General features: G+C 60.2%; 23 protein-coding genes. 7 read left to right on the top strand and 16 right to left on the bottom strand.

Annotated elements, in window-relative coordinates; genetic code table 11:
- Positions 1 to 53: 53 nt before the first annotated feature.
- On the bottom strand, positions 54 to 335 hold the full coding sequence (locus tag PverR02_RS05610) for an HU family DNA-binding protein (RefSeq protein ID WP_003188840.1): 282 nt from the start codon (positions 333 to 335) through the stop codon (positions 54 to 56).
- Positions 336 to 732: 397 nt separating this feature from the next.
- Here PverR02_RS05610 and yejK point away from each other — a divergent pair, with 397 nt between their 5' ends.
- Together yejK and PverR02_RS05600 are read left to right on the top strand one after the other, a co-directional pair.
- Positions 733 to 1,737, top strand: a complete 1,005-nt coding sequence (yejK, locus tag PverR02_RS05605; RefSeq protein ID WP_017844533.1) for a nucleoid-associated protein YejK — start codon at positions 733 to 735, stop codon at positions 1,735 to 1,737.
- Positions 1,737 to 2,087, top strand: a complete 351-nt coding sequence (locus PverR02_RS05600) for a glutaredoxin family protein (protein WP_017844532.1) — start codon at positions 1,737 to 1,739, stop codon at positions 2,085 to 2,087. The genes yejK and PverR02_RS05600 overlap by 1 nt, the downstream gene beginning before the upstream one ends.
- Here the strand turns inward: PverR02_RS05600 and PverR02_RS05595 are convergent, their stop codons facing one another.
- The 6 genes from PverR02_RS05595 to PverR02_RS05570 form a co-directional block, all read right to left on the bottom strand.
- Positions 2,088 to 3,065 (bottom strand): FecR family protein, encoded by a 978-nt coding sequence (locus PverR02_RS05595; protein WP_079442913.1) that lies wholly within the window; start codon positions 3,063 to 3,065, stop codon positions 2,088 to 2,090.
- On the bottom strand, positions 3,062 to 3,640 hold the full coding sequence (locus tag PverR02_RS05590) for an RNA polymerase sigma factor (protein WP_079442912.1): 579 nt from the start codon (positions 3,638 to 3,640) through the stop codon (positions 3,062 to 3,064). Before PverR02_RS05590 ends, PverR02_RS05595 begins: the two co-directional genes overlap by 4 nt.
- A 7-nt stretch (positions 3,641 to 3,647) precedes the next feature.
- A complete protein-coding gene (locus PverR02_RS05585; protein ID WP_046384596.1) occupies positions 3,648 to 3,974 on the bottom strand; it encodes a DUF3325 domain-containing protein in 327 nt (108 codons plus the stop codon).
- Positions 3,975 to 5,549 (bottom strand): PepSY domain-containing protein, encoded by a 1,575-nt coding sequence (locus tag PverR02_RS05580; RefSeq protein WP_079442911.1) that lies wholly within the window; start codon positions 5,547 to 5,549, stop codon positions 3,975 to 3,977.
- Entirely contained in the window at positions 5,546 to 5,848 is a 303-nt protein-coding gene (locus PverR02_RS05575; protein WP_046384598.1) for a DUF3649 domain-containing protein, read from the bottom strand. The genes PverR02_RS05580 and PverR02_RS05575 overlap by 4 nt, the downstream gene beginning before the upstream one ends.
- A 96-nt stretch (positions 5,849 to 5,944) precedes the next feature.
- Positions 5,945 to 6,856 (bottom strand): LysR family transcriptional regulator, encoded by a 912-nt coding sequence (locus PverR02_RS05570; protein ID WP_026139741.1) that lies wholly within the window; start codon positions 6,854 to 6,856, stop codon positions 5,945 to 5,947.
- Positions 6,857 to 6,962: 106 nt separating this feature from the next.
- Here PverR02_RS05570 and PverR02_RS05565 point away from each other — a divergent pair, with 106 nt between their 5' ends.
- Positions 6,963 to 8,483, top strand: a complete 1,521-nt coding sequence (locus PverR02_RS05565; RefSeq protein WP_079442910.1) for an MFS transporter — start codon at positions 6,963 to 6,965, stop codon at positions 8,481 to 8,483.
- 54 nt (positions 8,484 to 8,537) lie between these two features.
- Here the strand turns inward: PverR02_RS05565 and PverR02_RS05560 are convergent, their stop codons facing one another.
- Complete coding sequence (locus tag PverR02_RS05560; RefSeq protein ID WP_046384600.1) at positions 8,538 to 8,948, bottom strand: HPF/RaiA family ribosome-associated protein; 411 nt, start codon at positions 8,946 to 8,948, stop codon at positions 8,538 to 8,540.
- 569 nt (positions 8,949 to 9,517) lie between these two features.
- Between PverR02_RS05560 and PverR02_RS05550 the strand changes: the two genes are divergently transcribed.
- The gene (locus PverR02_RS05550; RefSeq protein WP_057004300.1) at positions 9,518 to 9,835 is read left to right on the top strand and encodes a DUF3509 domain-containing protein; all 318 of its coding nucleotides are present in this window, start codon (positions 9,518 to 9,520) and stop codon (positions 9,833 to 9,835) included.
- A gap of 435 nt (positions 9,836 to 10,270) precedes the next feature.
- Here PverR02_RS05550 and PverR02_RS05545 read toward each other — a convergent pair whose 3' ends face one another.
- Positions 10,271 to 11,029 (bottom strand): hypothetical protein, encoded by a 759-nt coding sequence (locus PverR02_RS05545; protein WP_079442909.1) that lies wholly within the window; start codon positions 11,027 to 11,029, stop codon positions 10,271 to 10,273.
- Position 11,030: 1 nt separating this feature from the next.
- A complete protein-coding gene (locus tag PverR02_RS05540) occupies positions 11,031 to 11,282 on the bottom strand; it encodes a helix-turn-helix domain-containing protein (protein WP_222941879.1) in 252 nt (83 codons plus the stop codon).
- Positions 11,283 to 11,372: 90 nt separating this feature from the next.
- Between PverR02_RS05540 and PverR02_RS05535 the strand changes: the two genes are divergently transcribed.
- Positions 11,373 to 12,590, top strand: a complete 1,218-nt coding sequence (locus PverR02_RS05535; protein ID WP_079442907.1) for a DNA cytosine methyltransferase — start codon at positions 11,373 to 11,375, stop codon at positions 12,588 to 12,590.
- A gap of 121 nt (positions 12,591 to 12,711) precedes the next feature.
- On the opposite strand, the gene PverR02_RS05530 is transcribed toward PverR02_RS05535, so the two are convergent.
- The gene (locus PverR02_RS05530; protein WP_057004297.1) at positions 12,712 to 13,149 is read right to left on the bottom strand and encodes a phosphate-starvation-inducible protein PsiE; all 438 of its coding nucleotides are present in this window, start codon (positions 13,147 to 13,149) and stop codon (positions 12,712 to 12,714) included.
- 90 nt (positions 13,150 to 13,239) lie between these two features.
- Positions 13,240 to 13,446 carry a hypothetical protein gene (locus PverR02_RS33015; protein WP_079442906.1) on the bottom strand — a complete coding sequence of 69 codons (207 nt, stop codon included), beginning with the start codon at positions 13,444 to 13,446 and terminating at the stop codon, positions 13,240 to 13,242.
- Between the two features lie 248 nt (positions 13,447 to 13,694).
- Here PverR02_RS33015 and PverR02_RS05520 point away from each other — a divergent pair, with 248 nt between their 5' ends.
- Positions 13,695 to 13,955 carry a YebG family protein gene (locus PverR02_RS05520; protein WP_010564043.1) on the top strand — a complete coding sequence of 87 codons (261 nt, stop codon included), beginning with the start codon at positions 13,695 to 13,697 and terminating at the stop codon, positions 13,953 to 13,955.
- A 55-nt stretch (positions 13,956 to 14,010) separates the two neighbouring features.
- Here PverR02_RS05520 and PverR02_RS05515 read toward each other — a convergent pair whose 3' ends face one another.
- The gene (locus PverR02_RS05515; protein WP_017848678.1) at positions 14,011 to 15,030 is read right to left on the bottom strand and encodes a Leu/Phe/Val dehydrogenase; all 1,020 of its coding nucleotides are present in this window, start codon (positions 15,028 to 15,030) and stop codon (positions 14,011 to 14,013) included.
- A gap of 185 nt (positions 15,031 to 15,215) precedes the next feature.
- On the opposite strand from PverR02_RS05515, the gene PverR02_RS05510 reads away from it, so the two are divergent.
- Complete coding sequence (locus tag PverR02_RS05510; protein ID WP_046488617.1) at positions 15,216 to 16,019, top strand: SirB1 family protein; 804 nt, start codon at positions 15,216 to 15,218, stop codon at positions 16,017 to 16,019.
- 15 nt (positions 16,020 to 16,034) lie between these two features.
- On the opposite strand, the gene maiA is transcribed toward PverR02_RS05510, so the two are convergent.
- Genes maiA through hmgA form a run of 3 tightly spaced genes read right to left on the bottom strand, consistent with a single transcriptional unit; the run spans position 16,035 to position 19,255 of the window.
- On the bottom strand, positions 16,035 to 16,670 hold the full coding sequence (maiA, locus tag PverR02_RS05505) for a maleylacetoacetate isomerase (RefSeq protein WP_079442905.1): 636 nt from the start codon (positions 16,668 to 16,670) through the stop codon (positions 16,035 to 16,037).
- Between the two features lie 11 nt (positions 16,671 to 16,681).
- Positions 16,682 to 17,968 (bottom strand): fumarylacetoacetase, encoded by a 1,287-nt coding sequence (gene fahA, locus PverR02_RS05500; protein WP_079442904.1) that lies wholly within the window; start codon positions 17,966 to 17,968, stop codon positions 16,682 to 16,684.
- A gap of 3 nt (positions 17,969 to 17,971) precedes the next feature.
- Positions 17,972 to 19,255: a homogentisate 1,2-dioxygenase gene (hmgA, locus tag PverR02_RS05495; RefSeq protein ID WP_046488623.1), complete on the bottom strand. Its 1,284-nt coding sequence runs from the start codon at positions 19,253 to 19,255 to the stop codon at positions 17,972 to 17,974.
- Between the last annotated feature and the right edge of the window lie 17 nt (positions 19,256 to 19,272).

Genomic DNA, 19,272 nt, shown 5'->3' with positions numbered 1-19,272 from the left:
AACAAAAAACCGTGCCCGGATCGCTCCGGCGCACGGTTTTTTTTTGCTGCGTCTTACTTGTTAACAGCGTCGGTCAGGCCTTTGGCCACAACCAGCTTGATAACTTTCTTGGCAGCGATTTCGATGGCAGCGCCAGTCGAAGGGTTACGGCCAGTACGGGCAGGACGCTCGGTCACTTTCAGTTTGCCAACGCCTGGCAGAGTGATTTCGCCGCCGTTTTCCAGCTGATCAGCAACAACTTGGCTCAGTTGGTCCAGCAGAGCGCGCACGGTGGTTTTCGGTGCGTCTACTGCTTCAGCCAGGTCAGCGATCAGTTGGTCTTTAGTAATAGCCATTGTGGTGTTCCTTCCCTATCAAATTCATATGGATTGCAGAGTGCAGTGTCAGCCGTCGAGCCCGACCGTCAAGGCCTGGCATCCCCGGCTATAACCTCGGAGATCGGGGTTATAGATGCTTGAAACGAGGATTGGTTCGACCTGACAAATACTGAATGCACGCTTAACGCCGAGTCTTGGGCGTAAGACCGGGCAAAACTAGCACAGAGACGGGGAAATATCCGCTTCTACCTACCCATTTGGTCAGCTTTATCGCTCTAAACCGTGAAAAAAAGGCATATGGCCCGTCGGAGGCCTTCCAAAACACCTTCAAAGCACGTCTTGGCCAATGGGTGCGGTACACTGGGCGACTTTTCGGGGAGGCCAACCGCTCCCCTATCAACCAGCCGAGAAGCCTATGCCGATCCGTCATTGCATCGTCCACCTGATCGACAAAAAACCCGACGGCACACCCGCAGTTCTCCACGCCCGCGACTCCGAACTTGCCGAGTCGGCCGCGATCGAGAACATGCTTGCCGACCTCAACGAGAGCTACAACGCCAAACAAGGCAAGGCCTGGGGTTTCTTCCATGCCGAGTCGGGCGCGCACCCGTTCAGCGGCTGGTTGAAGGAGTATTTCGACGGGGGCCAGGATTTCACCACGTTCAGCCGCACCGCCGTCGAACACCTGCAGAAGCTGATGGAAGAGTCCAACCTGTCCACCGGCGGCCACGTGCTGTTTGCCCACTACCAGCAAGGCATGACCGACTACCTGGCCATCGCCCTGCTGCACCACAGCGAAGGCGTGGCGGTCACCGACGAACTGGACGTGACGCCATCGCGCCACCTGGACCTGGGCCAGTTGCACCTGGCGGCGCGGATCAACGTGTCCGAGTGGCAGAACAACAAGCAGTCCAAGCAGTACATCTCGTTCATCAAGGGCAAGAACGGCAAGAAAGTCTCGGAGTACTTCCGCGACTTCATCGGCTGCCAGGAAGGCGTCGACGGCCCGGGCGAAACGCGCACCCTGCTCAAGGCGTTCAGCGACTTCGTTGAAAGCGAGGACCTGCCGGACGAAACCGCCCGCGAAAAGACCAAGACCCTGGTGGACTACGCCAGCAGCCAGGCCAAGCTCGGCGAGCCGATGGGCCTGGAAGAACTGTCGGGTCTGATCGATGAAGATCGGCCTAAGGCGTTTTATGACCACATCCGCAACAAGGACTATGGGCTGTCGCCGGAGATCCCGGCCGACAAACGCACCCTCAACCAGTTCCGCCGCTTCACCGGGCGCGCCGAAGGGCTGTCGATCAGCTTTGAAGCGCACCTGCTGGGCGACAAGATCGAGTACGACGAAGCCGCCGGCACCTTGATCATCAAGGGCCTGCCGACCCAACTGACCGACCAGCTCAAGCGCCGCAACTGATGCTCGGCGGGGTCCTTAAAAAAGTCCTGCTGGTGTTGCTGGTGGTGGTGGCGATCCAGAACTGGGGCAAGGTCGAACGGCTGTTCAACCCGTCCCAGGTGGTCCCGGAGCAAACGCGGGCCTCGGCGCGCGTGGTGCTCTACTCCACCGAGTGGTGTGGCTACTGCAAACAGATCCGCCGCTTCCTCGACCAGAAAGGCATTCCGTACCAGGCGCTCGATATCGAAAAAGACGCCCAGGCGCGCAAGGCCTATGAAGCGTTGGGCGGCGGCGGGATTCCGTTCGTGGACGTGAACGGCACGTTGATTCGCGATTACAGCCCCGAGAAGATCATGGCGGCGCTGAAATAATCAGCGCACCACGATCAGCCGCCCCAGCAGCGTGTGCTGCTCGAACCCCAGCACCGCTTGCAAGCCATTCAGCACGGCTTGCGGATCGTTGCTCGGGAAACTGCCGCTGACACGCCGGGAGCCCACTTCGTCGTTGAGCAGCAGGATGCGCCCAGGGTAGTAACGCTGCAGATCCTCGATCACCTCGGCCAGCGGTGCCTTGTAGTAGTTGAGCCAGCCGTCGCGCCAGGCCAGGCGTGATTCGCTGTCGACCGCGTGCAGGGGCTCGGCCACGCCCTCGGCGTAGCTCATTTGCTGGCCCGCCGTAAGAATTTGCTGCGCACCCTGCTTGGCCGGCGTGACGCCGACCCGCCCCGACAACACCGTCACCTGCGCGCCCGCCGGTTGCAGGCGCACTTCGAACTGCGTGCCCAGCACCCGTGTTTCACCACTGCCCGCGCCCACCACAAATGCCGCGCCGGTGTGAGTCACGCTGAAAAGGCCCGCGCCGCGCCGCAGTTGGACATGCCGCTCACCTTGGCTGAAATCCACGGCGATGGCGCTGTCGGCATCCAGGGTGACGCGGGATTGATCGGCCAGGGTCACGGTTTTCACCTCGCCCGGCGCCGTCACGTAGTCCGCCCCCAGGTCATCGACCCAGCGCGACGGTTGCCAGCCGCCGCCCATGCACACCATCAACACCAGGCACGCGGCCATGGCCAGGGCGCCCACCCCGCGCATGGCCCGTGAGCGCTGCGAGGTGTGCATCGCATTCAGGTAGCCCTGTAAGGCCAACGCGTCTTCGTCCGCCAGTTTACGCGCCGGCACTTCGCTCAACTCCCATAGCACCTGGGCCTGGGAATAGGCCTCGACGTGTGCCGGATCAGCCCGCAGCCAAAGGCTGAAGGTGGCCTGGTCGCCGCTGCTGGGCTGGTCGTGCAACAGGCTCAGCCAGGCCAGTGCGGCCTGTTGCTGGTCGGGCGTCGGGGTGACGTTCACGGTGCTTTCCCTGGCGTGCGTGGAGGCAATGGCTCGCGAAGGCTGGCTTTGCAGGCTTCGAGGGCACGCATCATATGTTTTTCCACGGCACTTTGGGACAGCCCCATGGCCTTGGCGATTTGCGCGTATTTGCGGCCATGGATGCGGTTGAGCAGGAAGATCTGGCGGGTGCGCTCGGGCAAGCTGCGCAAGGCCGCCTCGACGTGGCGCAAGTCGTTGCCGGCCTCCAGTGCAGCCTGGGGTTCGGAGCCCTGATTGTCCTGCTGCTCGGGCAACCAGCCTTCGTTGCTGCGCACCCGCGCGCCTTCGCTGCGCAGGTGGTCGATGGCGATATTGCCGGCGCAGCGCAGCAGGTACGTGCTGAGTTCTTCGACCTGCACCAGCGGCCGGCGCCAGAAGCGCAGGAACAAGTCCTGCACCAGGTCGGCTGCAGTGGCACGACAGCCCACGCGCCGGCTGACCAGCGCTTCCATCTGCGAACGCTGGGACAAAAACACCTGCAGGAAATGCGCGCGCCCACCCGCCGCGTCCGCGTGCGGGCTGTCCTGGGGTTCCGGTGGCGTACTGATCATCATGCGCGGCTCACAGGGTGGCAAAGGCTGCGACGGGACCGGCCAGCAGGCCGACGCCCGCCAGGCTCAAGGCCAACCTCGGCCAATACGGCAACAGCAGCACCAGCAGCAGCGCGCTGAGCATCAACACCGCGCACCACTCCACCAGGCCTTGGGCCCACCCCGAGGCAGCCACCGCTGGCCAGATCGATAGCGTCAAGCACCCCCCACCGACCGCGCGCAACCCCAGGCGGCGGCGCGGCGACGGCTTGCTGCGCAGCAGCTCGCCATGGTGACGGTCGGTGGACAGGCACAGTGCGGTAAACCCGACGTAGCACATCAGCCATGCAAGCAGCATTCAATGCGCCTCCGGTTTGAGAGTGAGCGCGCGCGCCCGTTCGGCCTTGGGCTGGGGCGCCGTGCGGTGGTGCATCTTCCAGGCGGCCCAGGCGAGGAATACCCCGCTGCCCAGGCACGTCAGGTCGAAGCCGGCCATGGCCCAGTCGCCCGTCGCCAGTGACACGCCCAAGTGGTGCGAGGTGGTCAGCGCGTTGAGCGCAGGGATCGCGCCAAACAACAGCGCGCCAACGCTCAGTTGCTCGACCCAGGCCTGGCGCCCTCGGCGCAGCATGGCGTGCAACAGGCTCAGGCCCCACGCGATAAAGAACATTTGCACTTCCCAGTCGGCGCGCTGGGCGAAGCTCACCGGCAACAAACGGTTGGCCCAGAAGAACGCCGCGATGGCGATCAACAACCCGGACATGCCGGCGATATTGAGCACTTCGACCAGGCGCAGCTCAAACGGCATGCCGCCGGTTTTAGCGTGCTTGAGCTGGCGCTTGCCGAGCCAGATCACCAGGCCGGTGCCGATCATCGCGGTGCCAGCCAGCCCACAGATAAAATACAGCCAGCGCAACACCGGGCCGGCGAAACGGCCCATGTGCAGGCCATAGAAACTGCCACCGATCGCCGCCGGCAGCGATTGCTCGGCGCTGACCCGCAGCCGCTCGCCGGTACTGCCGTTGAACGACACGGTGCTGCCGAAATCATGCACCACGCGGTCGGCGCCGGCGCGGACCACATTGACCGAGGCATTCGCATCACTCGGGTTATTCACCACCAAGCGCCCGACATGCCCGCCCGCCCACTGCGCCCGCGCCTGTTCGTACATCGGCAGCAACGGCAACAATGTGCCGGGCTGGCCCAGCGCCGGGGCGTTGTCGGTGGCGGGGAACACCTCGTTGAAGAAGGCCCGGCTGTCGTTGCCGTAAGAGGCCACGATCGGGGCCGGCATGACCATGCTCATGAAGATCACCAGGCTGCTGTAGGTGATCATCAAATGAAACGGCAGCACCAGCACGCCCACCGCGTTATGCCCGTCGAGCCAGGAGCGCTGGCCCTTGCGGGGGCGGAAGGTGAAGAAGTCCTTGAAGATTTTTTTGTGGGTGATGATGCCGGTGATCAACGCGACCAACATCACCATCGCGGCGAAGGTGGATAACCAGCGGCCCCAGGGGTACGGCATTTGCAGCTGGAAGTGGAAGCGATAGAAGAACTCGCCGCCCATGCTTTCGCGGGCTTGCACGGCTTGGCCGCTGACCGGGTCGAGGACTTTCTGGATGAAGTTGCCGCGTTTGCCCGGGTCGACCTTGTCTTGCCACATCACCGACAGGCCAGGGTCGCGGCTGTTCGGCAAGGTGATAATCCAGCGCGCGGCGGTGGGCGCCTGCTGCTGCAGGTAGGCTTGGGCCACCGCGAGGCTGCGCCCATCGTCCAACGGCCTGGCCTGCACTTCGGGCTGGGTCCAATGGCTGATTTCATCCTTGAAATACGACAAGGTGCCCGTCAGGAAAATCGCAAACAGCAGCCAGCCAAAGATCAGTCCGGCCCAAGTGTGCAACCAGGCCATGGCCTGGCGGAATCCTTCTTTCATGTGCGTGCCATCCATACACCCACACCTGCCAGGGTCGCGAACAACGCGCTCGGCAGCATCACGCCACACCAGGCACGCCATGCCGTGCGGCAGGCAAAGCACCACAGCACCGCCAACAGGTAGAACACAAACGAACTCATCATCCCGGTGATCACTGCGTCGGCGCGGGACGTAGGCAGCCACAGCGCCAGGCAGACGGCGGCCAGAGACGCCATCAGATAGCCGCCGACCACAGCGGCCAATGCGCGTGACGTGACAGCGAGGCGGTAAGCGGCGGGAAGCGAGGTTTTGCTTTTCATGCGGGGAGCGCCAGGTTCATCAGAGCGCAATATTAATGATAAATATTCTCATAAGCAAAAGAGAACGGATGAATCACCTGCTCGAAGGCGTGAGATCTAGCTGCCCGCCAGGCAACTCGGGGTGCCCGCGACCAGGGCGTCGATGGCGCAGCGCGTCTTGGCCGGCATGTGCGCCGCGGTGGGCCAGATCACATGAATCGGCGCGGGTTGCTCGCGGTAGCTCGGCAGTACCGCTTCCAACTGCCCGCGCAGCACATAGTGCGCGATCAGCCAGCTCGGCAACCAGGCCAGGCCCACGCCAGCGATGGCGGCATCGGCCACGGCCTGGAGGTCGTCCATCATCAGCGGCGAGGCGACCCGCGCGCGGTGCGGGCGGCCTTGGGCATCATTGAGTTCCCACTCCAGGCGCGGCGCATTGCAGCGGTAGGCAATGCCGCGGTGCCCGGCCAAATCCTCGAGACACTCGATTCGACCGACGCGGCGCAAATACGCCGGCGCCGCCGCCAGGCCGATGGCCTGTTCGCCCAGGCGCCGCGCGCTCAAGCGGTCGGTGTCGGGTAACGCGCCGATTCGCACCGCCAGGTCGAAGCCTTCCTGGGCCACGTCGATCAGCCGGTCAGAAAACGAAATATCAATCTCCAACTGCGCAAAACGATCCAGCAAGCCCCACAACGCCGGCGCCGCGTAGTGATGCCCGAAAGCCAGCGGCAAGCTCGCCCTCAAGCGCCCGCGAGGCTGCTGCCGACCGCTTTCGAGCACGGATTCGGCCGCTTCCAGCTCGGCCAGCGCGCGCAGGCAATGCTCGTAATAAGCCTGCCCGTCCTCAGTCAACCGCTGGCGGCGGGTGGAACGCTGCAACAGGCACGTGCCCAGGCGCGCCTCGAGGCGCGCCAAGCCTTTGCCCACGGCCGAACGGGTGAGGTTCAGCCGTTCGGCGGCTTCGGTCAGGTTGCCGCTCTCGACGATCTGCAGAAAGAGTTCAACGCCATCAAAACGTGGGGTGGCCATGCTGTAATTGTCGCCTTTGATTCCCTGATTGAAGGAAAACTTGTCACGAATAAAGAATCCACTTCCCGCGAGAATGACACGCTCCACCTCTCGAAAGGAAGACCCCATGCCTCCCGCCGTCGCTGTATCGGCTGTCAGCCCATCAAGCTCCGCCAGAAACGCGCTCGCCCTCACCGCCGTGTGCCTGGTGGCGCTGATGTTCGGCCTGGAAATCTCCAGCGTGCCGGTGATCCTGCCCACGCTGGAACAACAATTGGGCACGGGTTTCCAGGATGCCCAATGGATCATGAACGCCTACACCCTGGCCTGCACCAGCGTACTGATGGCTGCCGGCACGCTGGCCGACCGCTTTGGCCGGCGACGCATGCTGGTGCTGTGCCTGTGGCTGTTTGGCTTGGCCTCACTGGCCTGCGGGCTGGCTGAAGACGCGTCCCTGCTGATCACCGCGCGTTTCGTCCAGGGCGTGGGCGCCGGGGCGATGATGATCTGCCAGTTCGCAATTTTGTCGCACCAGTTCCGTGAACCGGCGGCGCGGGCGCGGGCTTTTGCGGTGTGGGGCGTGATCGCGGGCCTGGGCCTGGGCTTCGGGCCGATGGTCGGGGCGTTGATCCTGGCGGTGGCGGACTGGCGCTGGGTGTTTCTCGTACATGTGCCGCTGACCTTGCTGACTCTGGTGCTGCTGCATGTCAGCGTGCAGGAGTCGCGCGACCCGGCCAGCCATCGCCTCGATATCGCCGGCATGCTCACCTTGACGCTGTCGGTGTTTGCGTTGGTTTATTTCATCACCCAAGGCACCGAGAATGGCTTTGGCGCACCGGCCATGCTGGGCTGGGCCGGCCTGTCGCTGGCCGCGCTGCTGCTGTTCAGCTTGATTGAGCGGCGCAGCGCCCATCCGATGTTCGATTTTTCGGTGTTTCGCATCCAACGCTTCAACGGCGCGTTGATGGGGTCGATCGGCATGAACTTCAGTTTCTGGCCGTTCATGATCTACCTGCCGTTGTACTTCCAGGCGGGCCTGGGCTACGACACCCTGACCACCGGCAGCGCCCTGCTCGCCTATACCCTGCCCACCTTGCTGGTACCGCCGCTGGCCGAACGCCTGGCCCTGCGCTACGGCGCCGCACGCATCATCCCGCTGGGCCTGGGGGTGATGGGCACCGGCTTTCTGGCCATGGCCGCCGCCAATGGCGCCGCGCATCCAAACATCGTGCTGGTGCTGTTCAGTTGCGCGATGGCCGGCGTGGGCTTGGCGCTGACCAACTCACCGACCACCAACACCACCACCGGCTCGGTCTCGGCGGATCGCGCCGGCATGGCCTCGGGTATCGACCTCAGTGCGCGGCTGATCACCCTGGCGCTGAATATTGCGCTGATGGGTTTGGTGCTCTTGCTGGGGATCAGCCATCAACTGGCCGAAGTGCTGCCCGAAACCAGCGCACTGGATTGGCCCGCGATCAGTCAGCACATTGCAGCGGGCAAGCTGGAAGTGCTGAGCTCGATGGGGCTGGCGCGCGCGGATGCCCAAGCGGCGCTGCGCCACGGTGCAGGTTGGGCGATGTTGTTTGCGGGCGTAGGGGCGTGTGGGTTGGCGTTGTTGAGCGGGTATTTTTTCCGACGCAGCAGGTAAACAAAAACGGGCCTGCATCTGCAGGCCCGTTCTCAGTGGGGAATGAAAAGACTGTCAGCTGTTAATTGCAGCGTTTTCGTTTTCCAGGAATTCCTCTTCAAGCGCGTCATCATTCACTTTGTTGGCCGGCACATTTTTCGCGGCAGCGCGTGGCTTGCCTTGCAGTTTGCCGAACAGGTGTTCCAACGCATGGTCCAGCTTGGTCGCGGCACCGTCGATCGCCAGTTCCAGCGTATCGGCTTTATGCAGCACCGAAAGCGGTTGATGGCCCTTTGGCCGTGCTTCCAGGCGGCAGCTTAAATCGTGGGGACCGGGCTTGTCGCCGTTCTCATCCCGCAGGTAGACCTCAACGCGGGTCAGGTCTTCTTCATAACGTTCGAGCGTGCTTTCAATGGTATTACGTACCCACTCCTCCAGTCGGATGCTGCTTTCAATATGGTTATCGCTATTGACTTGGATTTGCATAGTTCTTCCCTTATTTCAGCTAGCTCGCGAGAGGTCACAAACTGCAACACCGGGGTGGTGAAACCATGACCTCTTGATTACACAATTGAGCAGTCAGAGAAACAATTCAACCCCTTTGCAAAGATAAATCCCACATTACAAATTAACCCTGACTACAAGCAAAAACGCTGGTAGGGTGGGGAGTTAGTTACATCTTCCTACCCCCCGCAATCTTCATCGTTGCCCCGCGCGCGCCTGCTTGCGCCGCCGACCAATCATGCACCGCATTCTCGCTATTGCCCTGAAACAAAGCACGACGCCAACCCATGTGGGAACCGGCTCGCCCGCGATAGCCGTCTCTCAGCCGAGGATTCATGAGCTGATCCCCCGCAATCGCGGGCCAGCCCTCTCCCACAGGTGTGTTCCAGCGTCAGACAGGTCGCTGTACGGCACGGCCCTTGCTGTACAGCTGATGAGGCAAACGGATGTTGTGAACCCTCAGCGACGGAGTGGCCGGTGGTCAGGCAACGCGAACTAATCCAGACCTCGGTCGTCAATGACTGCATGTTCTTATCAGGCGGTAACGCACCATGGACAATCCTTTTCAGATCATCACCGACACCTTCACCCCACAATACCGGGTCAACCTGAGCATCCAGCGCCTGGATGGCAGCATCATGCTGACCCTCTCGAATGAGCAGGGCGTGGTGGTCAAGCGCATGATCAGCGCCGCACAACGCAACGACCCGCAACGGCTCAAGCGCCTGGTGCAAAGCATCCAGTTCGGCATTGCCATCGAGCAGGGCCACAGCGCCATGGAAATCCTGGCAGTGATGACGGACGGGGACAGTCACAAGCTGTTGCAGCGACCGCCCACCCGCGCCCAGCCCTTGAGCGTCAGGTTTTAAACGCTGTTTCAGGGCTCTCACCCATGCGGCGCGGGCCTTGCACCTTCACCGACGGAAACGCCGAAGAATAACCATGGGTACGTTTTTGATCACCACCGAGACTGGCAGAACTGCGCGAGAGGGATGGACGATTCATTCTCGAGTGCATCAAGCCACCGACTAGCTGTGTCTTACTCGAAACGCGTCTTAAACTCGCACCGACTTCTCTATATTTCAATAATCGATAGCGTTCGGTAGAACAGCTATATTTAAGAAATAAACGCTGACCGTCCAGACGTATCCCGCGCAATTATCGCCCCTTGATGCAATGAGCTGTTCAGCCGCAGCCCCAGTAAAGCACCAATACGCGAACGGAATAACTTCCAATAATCCAGCGAACGAGAGAATGCAACAGGAAAGAAATTCGAGCTGGAAAACCAGCTCGGCATCTATGCACTAATTAGCACGAAGCTGATTAGCAAAGTGTAGATCGATCAAACTATTCGTATCATCCCACGACAAGGGAGAAGCGGAAAACGAAATCCTGTCAGCCTCCACTGGAATATCGTGATCTGTAAATATCTGGTTATGCTTATAATGCATTCGCAGCATCCTGACGGCCTCAGGATCTGATTCGCTCTTGCCGCGTTTCTGCGCGAGCCTCAACCGGTCCCTGGCATGGAGACCCGCACCTTGAATCACCCATTCAATTTCGCCTGCCTCGTCACGAACAAGCAGGTTTTCGACAAACCCTAAAAAATCCTCTTCCCAATAAACAAACTCAAACTCGGTACGACTGACATTCCAGTGTTTCAAAAGAATTAAGGATTTAGCAGTTTTTATACCGCGTTCATCCATCTGCTCCTTGATTCGAGAGTACATATAGCTCAAAAGTATTTTCCCTTGAGCTGCGGCATTATCACCACCCGCCGCACGCAAAACCCGAACTTCATCTACATCACAAAATCGCTGCTCTTGAAGATCCACCCTGACCGCATTGGGACTTTTGAATAAAGTTTTAACAGAATACCCAACATCCCCATCGATAATATCGAAAAGCTCCTTGCGTTTCGACCTGGGACCAACTGCTTTCTTTACGATTCTGATTAACGTTTCTGCATCCTTGCCATCCAAATCGGTCGAGTACGGCAAACAGAAAAAAGTTCTAAGCAGACGTGACAGCTCCACCAGCTGATCTTTCGAGAGATAGCTCACCTTACACTCCAGAACTTGTATTCTTGGTTAAACCGTCTAATTCCACTAGTAGTTCACTGGGAGGAATGCCCAACCCCTCCGCAAGTCGATAAATATTCTCAAGACTAATATTTCGCTCCCCTCTCTCGACTTGACCGACATAGCTACGGTCAAGTCCACACCGGAGCGCCAAGCCTTCTTGGGTAATAGATAGCTGATGGCGTAGACCCCGGAGTCGATCACCAAAAGCCTGTTTTACCTTGGCCCCCCACATATCGTCAGCTGTCATTTGCACCCCTCTCATGAGATGCGTATAGTCCGGACATGAAGACCATGAATCCACGGACTATCAGTACCTTTTGAAATGAAAAAAAAATATCGCGTTATTGACCTTTTTTGTGGGTGCGGTGGAATCAGCAGGGGACTTGAGCGCACTGGGCGCTACTCAATTGAAGCTGGGGTCGAGATAGAAGCACATCCAATACGGACATTTGTGGCCAACCATCTCAATTCAGCAGGGTCTCCGCCACTTTCGTACCAAGGCGATATAAGAGAAATAGCGGGACCAGACGCAACAAAGAACATCAGTGATTGGCTACGCCCTACAGGCTTGGATACTCCCGGAGAACTGGACTTATTGGTGGGCGGCCCACCCTGCCAAGGTTTCAGTAGAAATGGCGTTCGGCAGTACGAGGAGTGCGGGGTAAAACGCTTCTATGACGACCCGAGAAACCATTTATACCGTGCATTTTTGAGCACCATTGAGACCTTGAGGCCTAAGGTTGTTCTTATTGAAAACGTTAGAGAGTTTCTGAGTTTCGGTGGAGGGCGATTTGCCGAAGACTTATTAAAGCGATTAGATGAGTTGGGTTACACCGCCGATTACAGAAAGGTTTGTGCGGCCGATTATGGAGTGCCTCAAATCCGCAACCGGGTAATATTTATTGGCATCCATCGCGGCTATATGGATATCCCAACATCGAAGCTACCTTTCCCTACCCCTACGCATGTCAAACCCAGCAGCAACCAACTGGACCTTATTGCCGACAAGCCTTACAACACTGTCAGCGATGCGATTGGTGACCTTCCTGAACCCTCTTATGTACAAGGGACGCGACTCCCCTACAACAGGAAAAGTCAGAATGCGTTTGCGACCTTGATGCGTTCAAAATCAGGTGAAGTTCGCAACCATATTGCGAGAATTCTCAGTGAAAAGAGCTTACAGCGTATCAACGCGGTAGGTACAGGCAGAATGAAACATGTCGATGAAAGCTTACAAACTCGAAGCTTCTATGGCAGTGCCTATAGAAGGCTCGACTGGAACGAGCCGGCATTGACAATCACCACATGGGTTTATCATGTCGGTTCGGGTAGATTCGCACATCCAGTCGAGGATAGAGCAATTACCATGCGTGAGGCCGCGCGGTTGCAAAGCTTCGATGACGATTTTGTATTTCCTGATTTGATAAACCCTGTGTCTCAGATGATAGGCAACGCTGTCCCCCCTCTTATGGCTCAGGCTTTTGGACAGGCGATAGCGGATCTATTAGATAAGGATAGCCTTAGCCACCTGACGCAATAATTCAACGTAACTATGAAGGAAAATCCTCCTTCATAGTCACCACCGTCATACAACAAACAGTCTCAGCACATTGAATTACCCCCAACAACAAAAACACTCAACCCCAAAACAACCTTGACACTCAATCACTCCTTTCTTTCACGGATGGATATTTTGACGAAGAATACCTTACAACCAGAATCGAAAAAGCGAGAAGCAGAACGCCGCCACTGATATACAGAATCCCTTCATCAGGAGCTTTGTGGTGCGACACATCGCTAATCAGTAGCCGAATCAATGCCGTCACTCCAATGTAAAGGAGGAACCTCAATGGCATATGATTCGTTTTAAAATAGATACCCGACATGGCGAGTAATTCGAGATAAATGAAAAGCAGCAAGATGTCATCGACACTGACTTTCTCTTGATGCAGCATATCAACAAACGCCGAAATACCCGCCCACACGGTGATTGCGCCAATTGCGAACAATGCTAGATAGTGAAAAAACTCTACACTCAGGTTCCCTAAGCTATTAGCCCCCGCATGAAGCCGCACCCGCATCCGATCTGCCCACTTCATAACTTTCCACTCCCCATCGCACGTCAAACCGAAAAAAAAAGACCACGCATTGCCTCTACCGCACGGCTCATCCAGCCCCCGTATCCGAGGCTACACAGTAACAAATTGATCTTGCGGAGTTCTTCCTAAAAACAGGCCAACGTTAAGGATATAAGTAAACTTGACCTTGCTCTTGAAGTAAATCCAGAACATGGCGGCCAACGCCAGGTAGTCGAACGACTCGACAAACAGATTGCCCAGCGACTCGGCCAGCCCGTGGACATTCTGACGCAGCTTTTCGACCCGGTTGATTTTCACGATGATGCTTCCTTAGGTCGGCTCGACCGGATAGTGCCGCTTGGACGTGACGGTTGTTCTGCATGCAGAAAAAAGGCCAGCGGCAGGGGTAAGATGATGGCGGGGTGACATGAGACACTCCAAACCTGTATTTCCGGGCTACATTAAAAAACTGCTACCCAAACCCCACGGTTTGGCTTACCCTTTTAGCTGTATATAAATACAGTAGTCGCAAAAGACAACTATCGTGAAGGCATGTGAGGTGGTGAATGGCCGTCGAAGTGGTATACCGCAGCAGCCGAGATCTGGAGCGTTTGTTCATGGATAAAGCCGAAGCTGACCGTCATGACAAGATGCTTGAACTCGCTGAGTTGCTCGCAGAAGTGTTGCAAAAAGCCGTGCCGTCGTTGAGCGAGCAGCAGGTTGAAGAGGCCGGGATCTACATGGCGAAAAACCGCGATGTCTTTGCCAAGGCGTTCAAGAGCCAACCGGACGCGCTGTCCGAGTTGCTGAACCCGCCGGCGGAATAAAGTCCGAATTGAACAGGCCCTGAATCGATGATTCAGGGCCTTTTTAATGCGTGGGCTAGCGGTAAAGCAGGCGCTCGGCCAGTTCATCGGCGACCCGTGCAGGGGAGCGTTTTTCGGCCTGGGCGTGGGCGAAGATTTCGGTCAGGCGCGTGCCGATGTTCGACAGGTGCGCGGTGATGGTCGGCAGTTCGGCGCCGCTGTGCTTGAGGGCGACGTAGATCAGGCCACCGGAGTTGATCACATAGTCCGGGGCGTAGAGGATGCCGCGCCCTTCCAACTGGTCGGCGACTTGCAGGTTGGTCAGTTGCGCACTGGCGGAACCGGCCACGGCGGCGCAACGCAGTTGGCCGACGCTGTTGCGATTGAACACGGCGCCGAGGCCGCAGGGCGCGAGGATGTCGCAGGGGGTGCTGAGCAAGGCGTCATTGGCGATCGGGTGTGCGCCGAGTTGCTCCATGGCCAGTTGCACTTTGCCTTGGTCGATGTCGCTGACCAGCAGTTCGGCGCCGGCGGCATGCAGTTGTTCGGCGAGGGCGTAACCGACGTTGCCCAGGCCCTGGATCGCCACGCGCAAGCCTTCGAGATTGTCGCTGCCCAGGCGCGCCATCGCGGTGGTGCGGATGCCGGCGAATACGCCCATGGCGGCATGGGGCGCGGGGTCGCCGGCGGCGGTGGTGCTGGTGACGAAGCGGGTTTGCTGGGCAATGCAATCCATGTCGGCCACCGAGGTGCCGCTGTCGATGGCGGTGATATAGCGGCCATCAAGTTGCTCGACACATCGCCCGAAGGCTTCAAACAGGGCTGCGCGGCTTTCCACATGGGCGGGGCGCAGGATCACGGCGCAACCGCCGCCTACCGGCAAACCCGCCAGGGCGGCCTTGTAGCTCATGCCTTGGGCCAGGCGTGCGGCGTCGGCCACCGCGCTTTCGTCGTCGGGATATGCGAGGTAACGACAACCACCCAGGGCAGGCCCCAGGCGGCTGTTGTGGATGGCTATGATCGCCTTCAACCCGGTCGTCGGGTCGATGCTTAGGTGCAGCGATTCAAGGCGGGTGCTGTGCATGAGAGCAAACATCGTCAAGCTCCCGAATCACTTCTGGTGTCGCCAAGTATAGGCCTGCGGCAGAAAACTGCCGAAGTGCGCGGGAATAAGCCACCCGGTTTTGCGGGGCCTGCGACATAAGCAAGTAGGATATCTCTCAAGCTACTGGACGAAAATTCTCAGCAAGGCTAAAACGGGAGCATCCGCCGGAGAATGCAATGAACCCCCGTCACGCCTTTTTCGCCTGCCTGGAACGTTCGCCCCCTGCGCTGTTTGAAGCTGCGCTGTGGATTGCGGCCGAGCATGACCCAACGGTGCAACCGCTGTTGATCCTGCAGGAGCTCAACGTGCTGCAACAGCAGGTCAGCCTGGGCATGCCCCTGTTGCCGGCGGATGAGCTCGGCCAGCCGTTGCTGCGACGCCTGAATGACCTCGGGTTCGCCCAGGATGACTTCACCCCGCTGCGCCCCGCCGCCGCGCTGCTGGACAAGGTGTTGCAGCGCAAGCGCGGACAACCCCTGGCCATGGGGCTGATCGCGATGGAACTGGCGCAACGCCTGAATATCCCGATGGTCGGCGTCAACTTCCCCGGCCACTTCCTGCTGCGGGTACCCGGCGCCGATCACCTGCTCGACCCTTGCGGCGGCCGACGCCTGTACCCCAACGATTGCCGCGAACTGTTGCAACGCCAATACGGCCCCGACCTCAAGCTGCAGGCCGACCACCTGCGCACCGCCAGCCCACGCTCGATCCTGCAACGGCTGTCGCGCAACCTGCGCCAGTTGTACCTCTCCAATGACGACCCGCTGGCCGCCCTGGTCGACGCCGAGCGCGTGCTGGAACTGGGCCATGCCAGCGCCGCCGATTACCTGGCGCGGGCCAGCCTGTATCAACGCCTGGACTGCCCAAGCGCCGAGCGTTTCGACCTGGAGCACGCGCTGCTGCTCAGCGAAGACCCGATCCAGCGCCTGCGCCTGACCCAGCGGCTGGGCCACTTGCCGCCCAACTCGGTGATTCACTGAACACAACGAGCGCGTCTAGGGTGTATCAGGCTGGTTGGCAGGGTGCGCCTGGATAAACGCCGGATGCTGCGCCGCCAAAGCCGCCACCCGCCCGATACGCGGATACCCCGCCAACGCCACCTTGAAGCGCTCGGCGGCATACAGCTGCGGAATCAGAAACGCATCCGCCAGCCCCGGCTGCTCGCCAAAGCAAAACCCGTGATCGCCAATCAACTGCTCGACCGCGTCCAAGCCCTGGCTGATCCAATGACCGATCCAGGCCAGCACCTGGGTTTCATCATGCCCCCACTGGCGCAGCAGGTTCTGGGTGCTGGAGTTGTGCAGCGGGTGAATGTCACAGGCGATGATCGACGCCACCGCGCGCGCATGGGCGCGGGCTGCCAGGTCCCGGGACAGCAGCGGCACCTGTGGATAACATTCCTCCAGGTATTCGATGATCGCCGACGACTGGATCAATAGTTCGCCGTCATCGGTGCGCAGCGCCGGGACGCGACCTTGCGGGTTGATCGCCAGGTACTCCGGCTGGCGATGGGCGCCGCCCGCCGGCGCCACAAGGTTGACCGGCACGGCGGTGAAATCCAGGCCCTTGAGCGCCAGCGCGATCCGTACCCGGTACGACGCGGTAGACCGATAGTAAGTGTAAAGCTCCATCGCCCTGCCCCTCAGCGCGCCGCGACCACCGTGCCACGGCATTCGCCGAAGCCGATGGAGGCAAAACCGTCACGGCTGCAACGGCCGCGCAGGATGATTTCATCACCGTCTTCGAGGAATTTACGCACCTCGCCCGACGCCAGTTCAATTGGCTTCTTGCCACCCTCGGTGATCTCCAGCAGGCTGCCGAACTGCCCCGGCTGCGGCCCGGACAAGGTGCCCGAACCGAACAGATCGCCGGCCTGCAACTGGCAGCCATTGACGCTGTGATGCGCAACCATTTGCGCCACGGTCCAGTACATGTACTGGGTGTTGCTCAGGGTCAGGCGCTGGGCCGGCAGGTTCTGTTCACGCATCGACGCCGTGGTCAGCAGCACCTCCAGCTCGATATTGAACGCGCCCGCCGCCTGATCGCGTTGATCCAGCAGGTACGGCAGCGGCTGCGGATCGCCTGCGGGACGAGCCGGTTGTGCCTGGCGGAACGGCGCCAGCGCTTCGGCCGTCAGCACCCACGGCGAGATGCTGGTGATAAAACTCTTCGACAGGAACGGCCCCAACGGCTGGTACTCCCAGGCCTGGATATCCCGCGCCGACCAGTCGTTGAGCAGGCAGAAACCGGCAATGTGCTCGGCCGCCTCGCCAATGGCAATCGAGTCGCCCATGGCATTGCCCTGGCCGATCCAGATGCCCAGCTCCAACTCGTAGTCCAGCCGCGCGCAGGGGCCGAAGCTCGGCTCGGTCTGGCCGGCCGGCAGGGTCTGGCCTTTGGGGCGGCGCACCTCGGTGCCGGACGGGCGAATGGTCGATGCACGGCCGTGATAGCCGATCGGCACGTACTTGTAGTTGGGCAGCAGCGGGTTGTCGGGGCGGAACAGTTTGCCGACGTTCTGCGCGTGTTCGATGCCGACATAGAAGTCGGTGTAGTCATTGATCTTGGCGGGCAGGTGCATCTGGCAATCGGCGGCGCGGTGCAGCACTTCGGCCTCGCGTGCTTGCAGCGGGCTGCCCTCCCCGAGCAATGCCAACAGGCGCTCGCGCAAGGCCACGCGCGGCCCACGGCCCAGCTCGAAGAACGCGTTCAACTGCCCGCCGGCAGTGGCGTCGACGGCGCGCAGCGCTTCACCGTCAAACGCATCGCGGGCGGCCAGCAGGTCGAGAATGCAGTCGCCGATCGCCACGCCACTGCGCGGCGCCGCGCCGTTGATGCTGAACACCCCCAGCGGCAGGTTTTGCAGGGGAAAATCACGATGACCGTTGGCGCTGGTGACCCAACTGCGGGCGAGCGTTGATTGCGTCATGGGTTATCTCCGGTTCGGGTCGAAGGTGACGGGCAGCGAGGCCCAGCACGCGTCATAAGCAGATTGTAGTTGCGGGCAGTCCAGGGCGAAGCGCGTCGGGCGCAGCACTTGGCTGGTCTCGAACATGAACGCCATGGTGTCATCGATCTTGTGCGGGGCCAGCTCGACATTGATCGCCTTGGTGCAGGTCTCGCCATCCGGGCCGTGGGCGCTCATGCAGCTGTGCAGCGACGCGCCGCCGGGCAGGAAGCCTTCGGCCTTGGCGTCGTAGGCCCCCTGGATCAGGCCCATGTATTCGTTCATCAGGTTGCGGTGGAACCACGGCGGCCGGAAGGTGTTCTCGGCCACCATCCAGCGCGGCGGGAAGATCACGAAATCGAGGTTGGCCAAGCCATGCACGCTGGTGGGCGAGGTCAATACGGTGAAGATCGACGGGTCGGGATGATCGAAACTTACCGTGCCGATCGTATTGAACCGACGCAGGTCGTATTTGTACGGCACGTTGTTGCCATGCCAGGCCACGACGTCGAGGGGCGAATGGTCGAGTTCGCAGGCCCACAGTTCGCCGAGGAATTTCTGCACCAGGGTCGTCGGCTGCTGGCGGTCTTCGTAGTGAGCAACCGGGGTCAGAAAATCACGCGGGTTGGCCAGGCCGTTGCTGCCGATCGGGCCGAGGTCCGGCAGGCGCAGCGGGGCGCCGTGGTTTTCGGCGACATAACCGCGCGCCTGCGCATCCAGCAGTTCGACGCGGAATTTCAGGCCGCGTGGCAGCACGACGATTTCCAACGGCTCGACCTCCAGCACCCCGAGTTCGCTGGCGATACGCAAGCGGCCCTGCTCGGGCACGATCAACAACTCGCCATCGGCGTTGAAGAACACGCGCTGCATCGAACGGTTGGCGCCGTAATGGTAAATACTGATGCCCGACGGTTGCTCCGCCCCGGCATTGGCCGCCATGGCGACTAGGCCATCGATGAAGTCGGTCGGCTCGCTCGGTATCGCCAACGGGTCCCAACGCAGCCGATTCGGCGTCACCGCGCCCAGCGGCCCACCAGCCAGTTGTCGCTCCAGTTTGACGAACGCCGGATGATGGGCCGACGGCTGGATGCGATACAGCCAGGTACGACGCGCTTCACTGCGCACCATGGTGAAGGCCGTGCCGGAGAAGAGTTCGGTGTACAGGCCGTAAGGCGCTTTTTGCGGGGAGTTCTGGCCGACCGGCAGCGCGCCGGGCAGGGCTTCGCTGGCGAATTCATTGCCGAAGCCCGAGAGGTATTCGAGGTTCATGGATCATCCTCTGACGG

This window comes from Pseudomonas veronii (assembly GCF_002028325.1).
Taxonomy (GTDB): domain Bacteria; phylum Pseudomonadota; class Gammaproteobacteria; order Pseudomonadales; family Pseudomonadaceae; genus Aquipseudomonas; species Aquipseudomonas veronii.
Note: the sequence above shows the minus strand (reverse complement) of the source record. Positions and strands in the feature narration are given on the sequence as shown.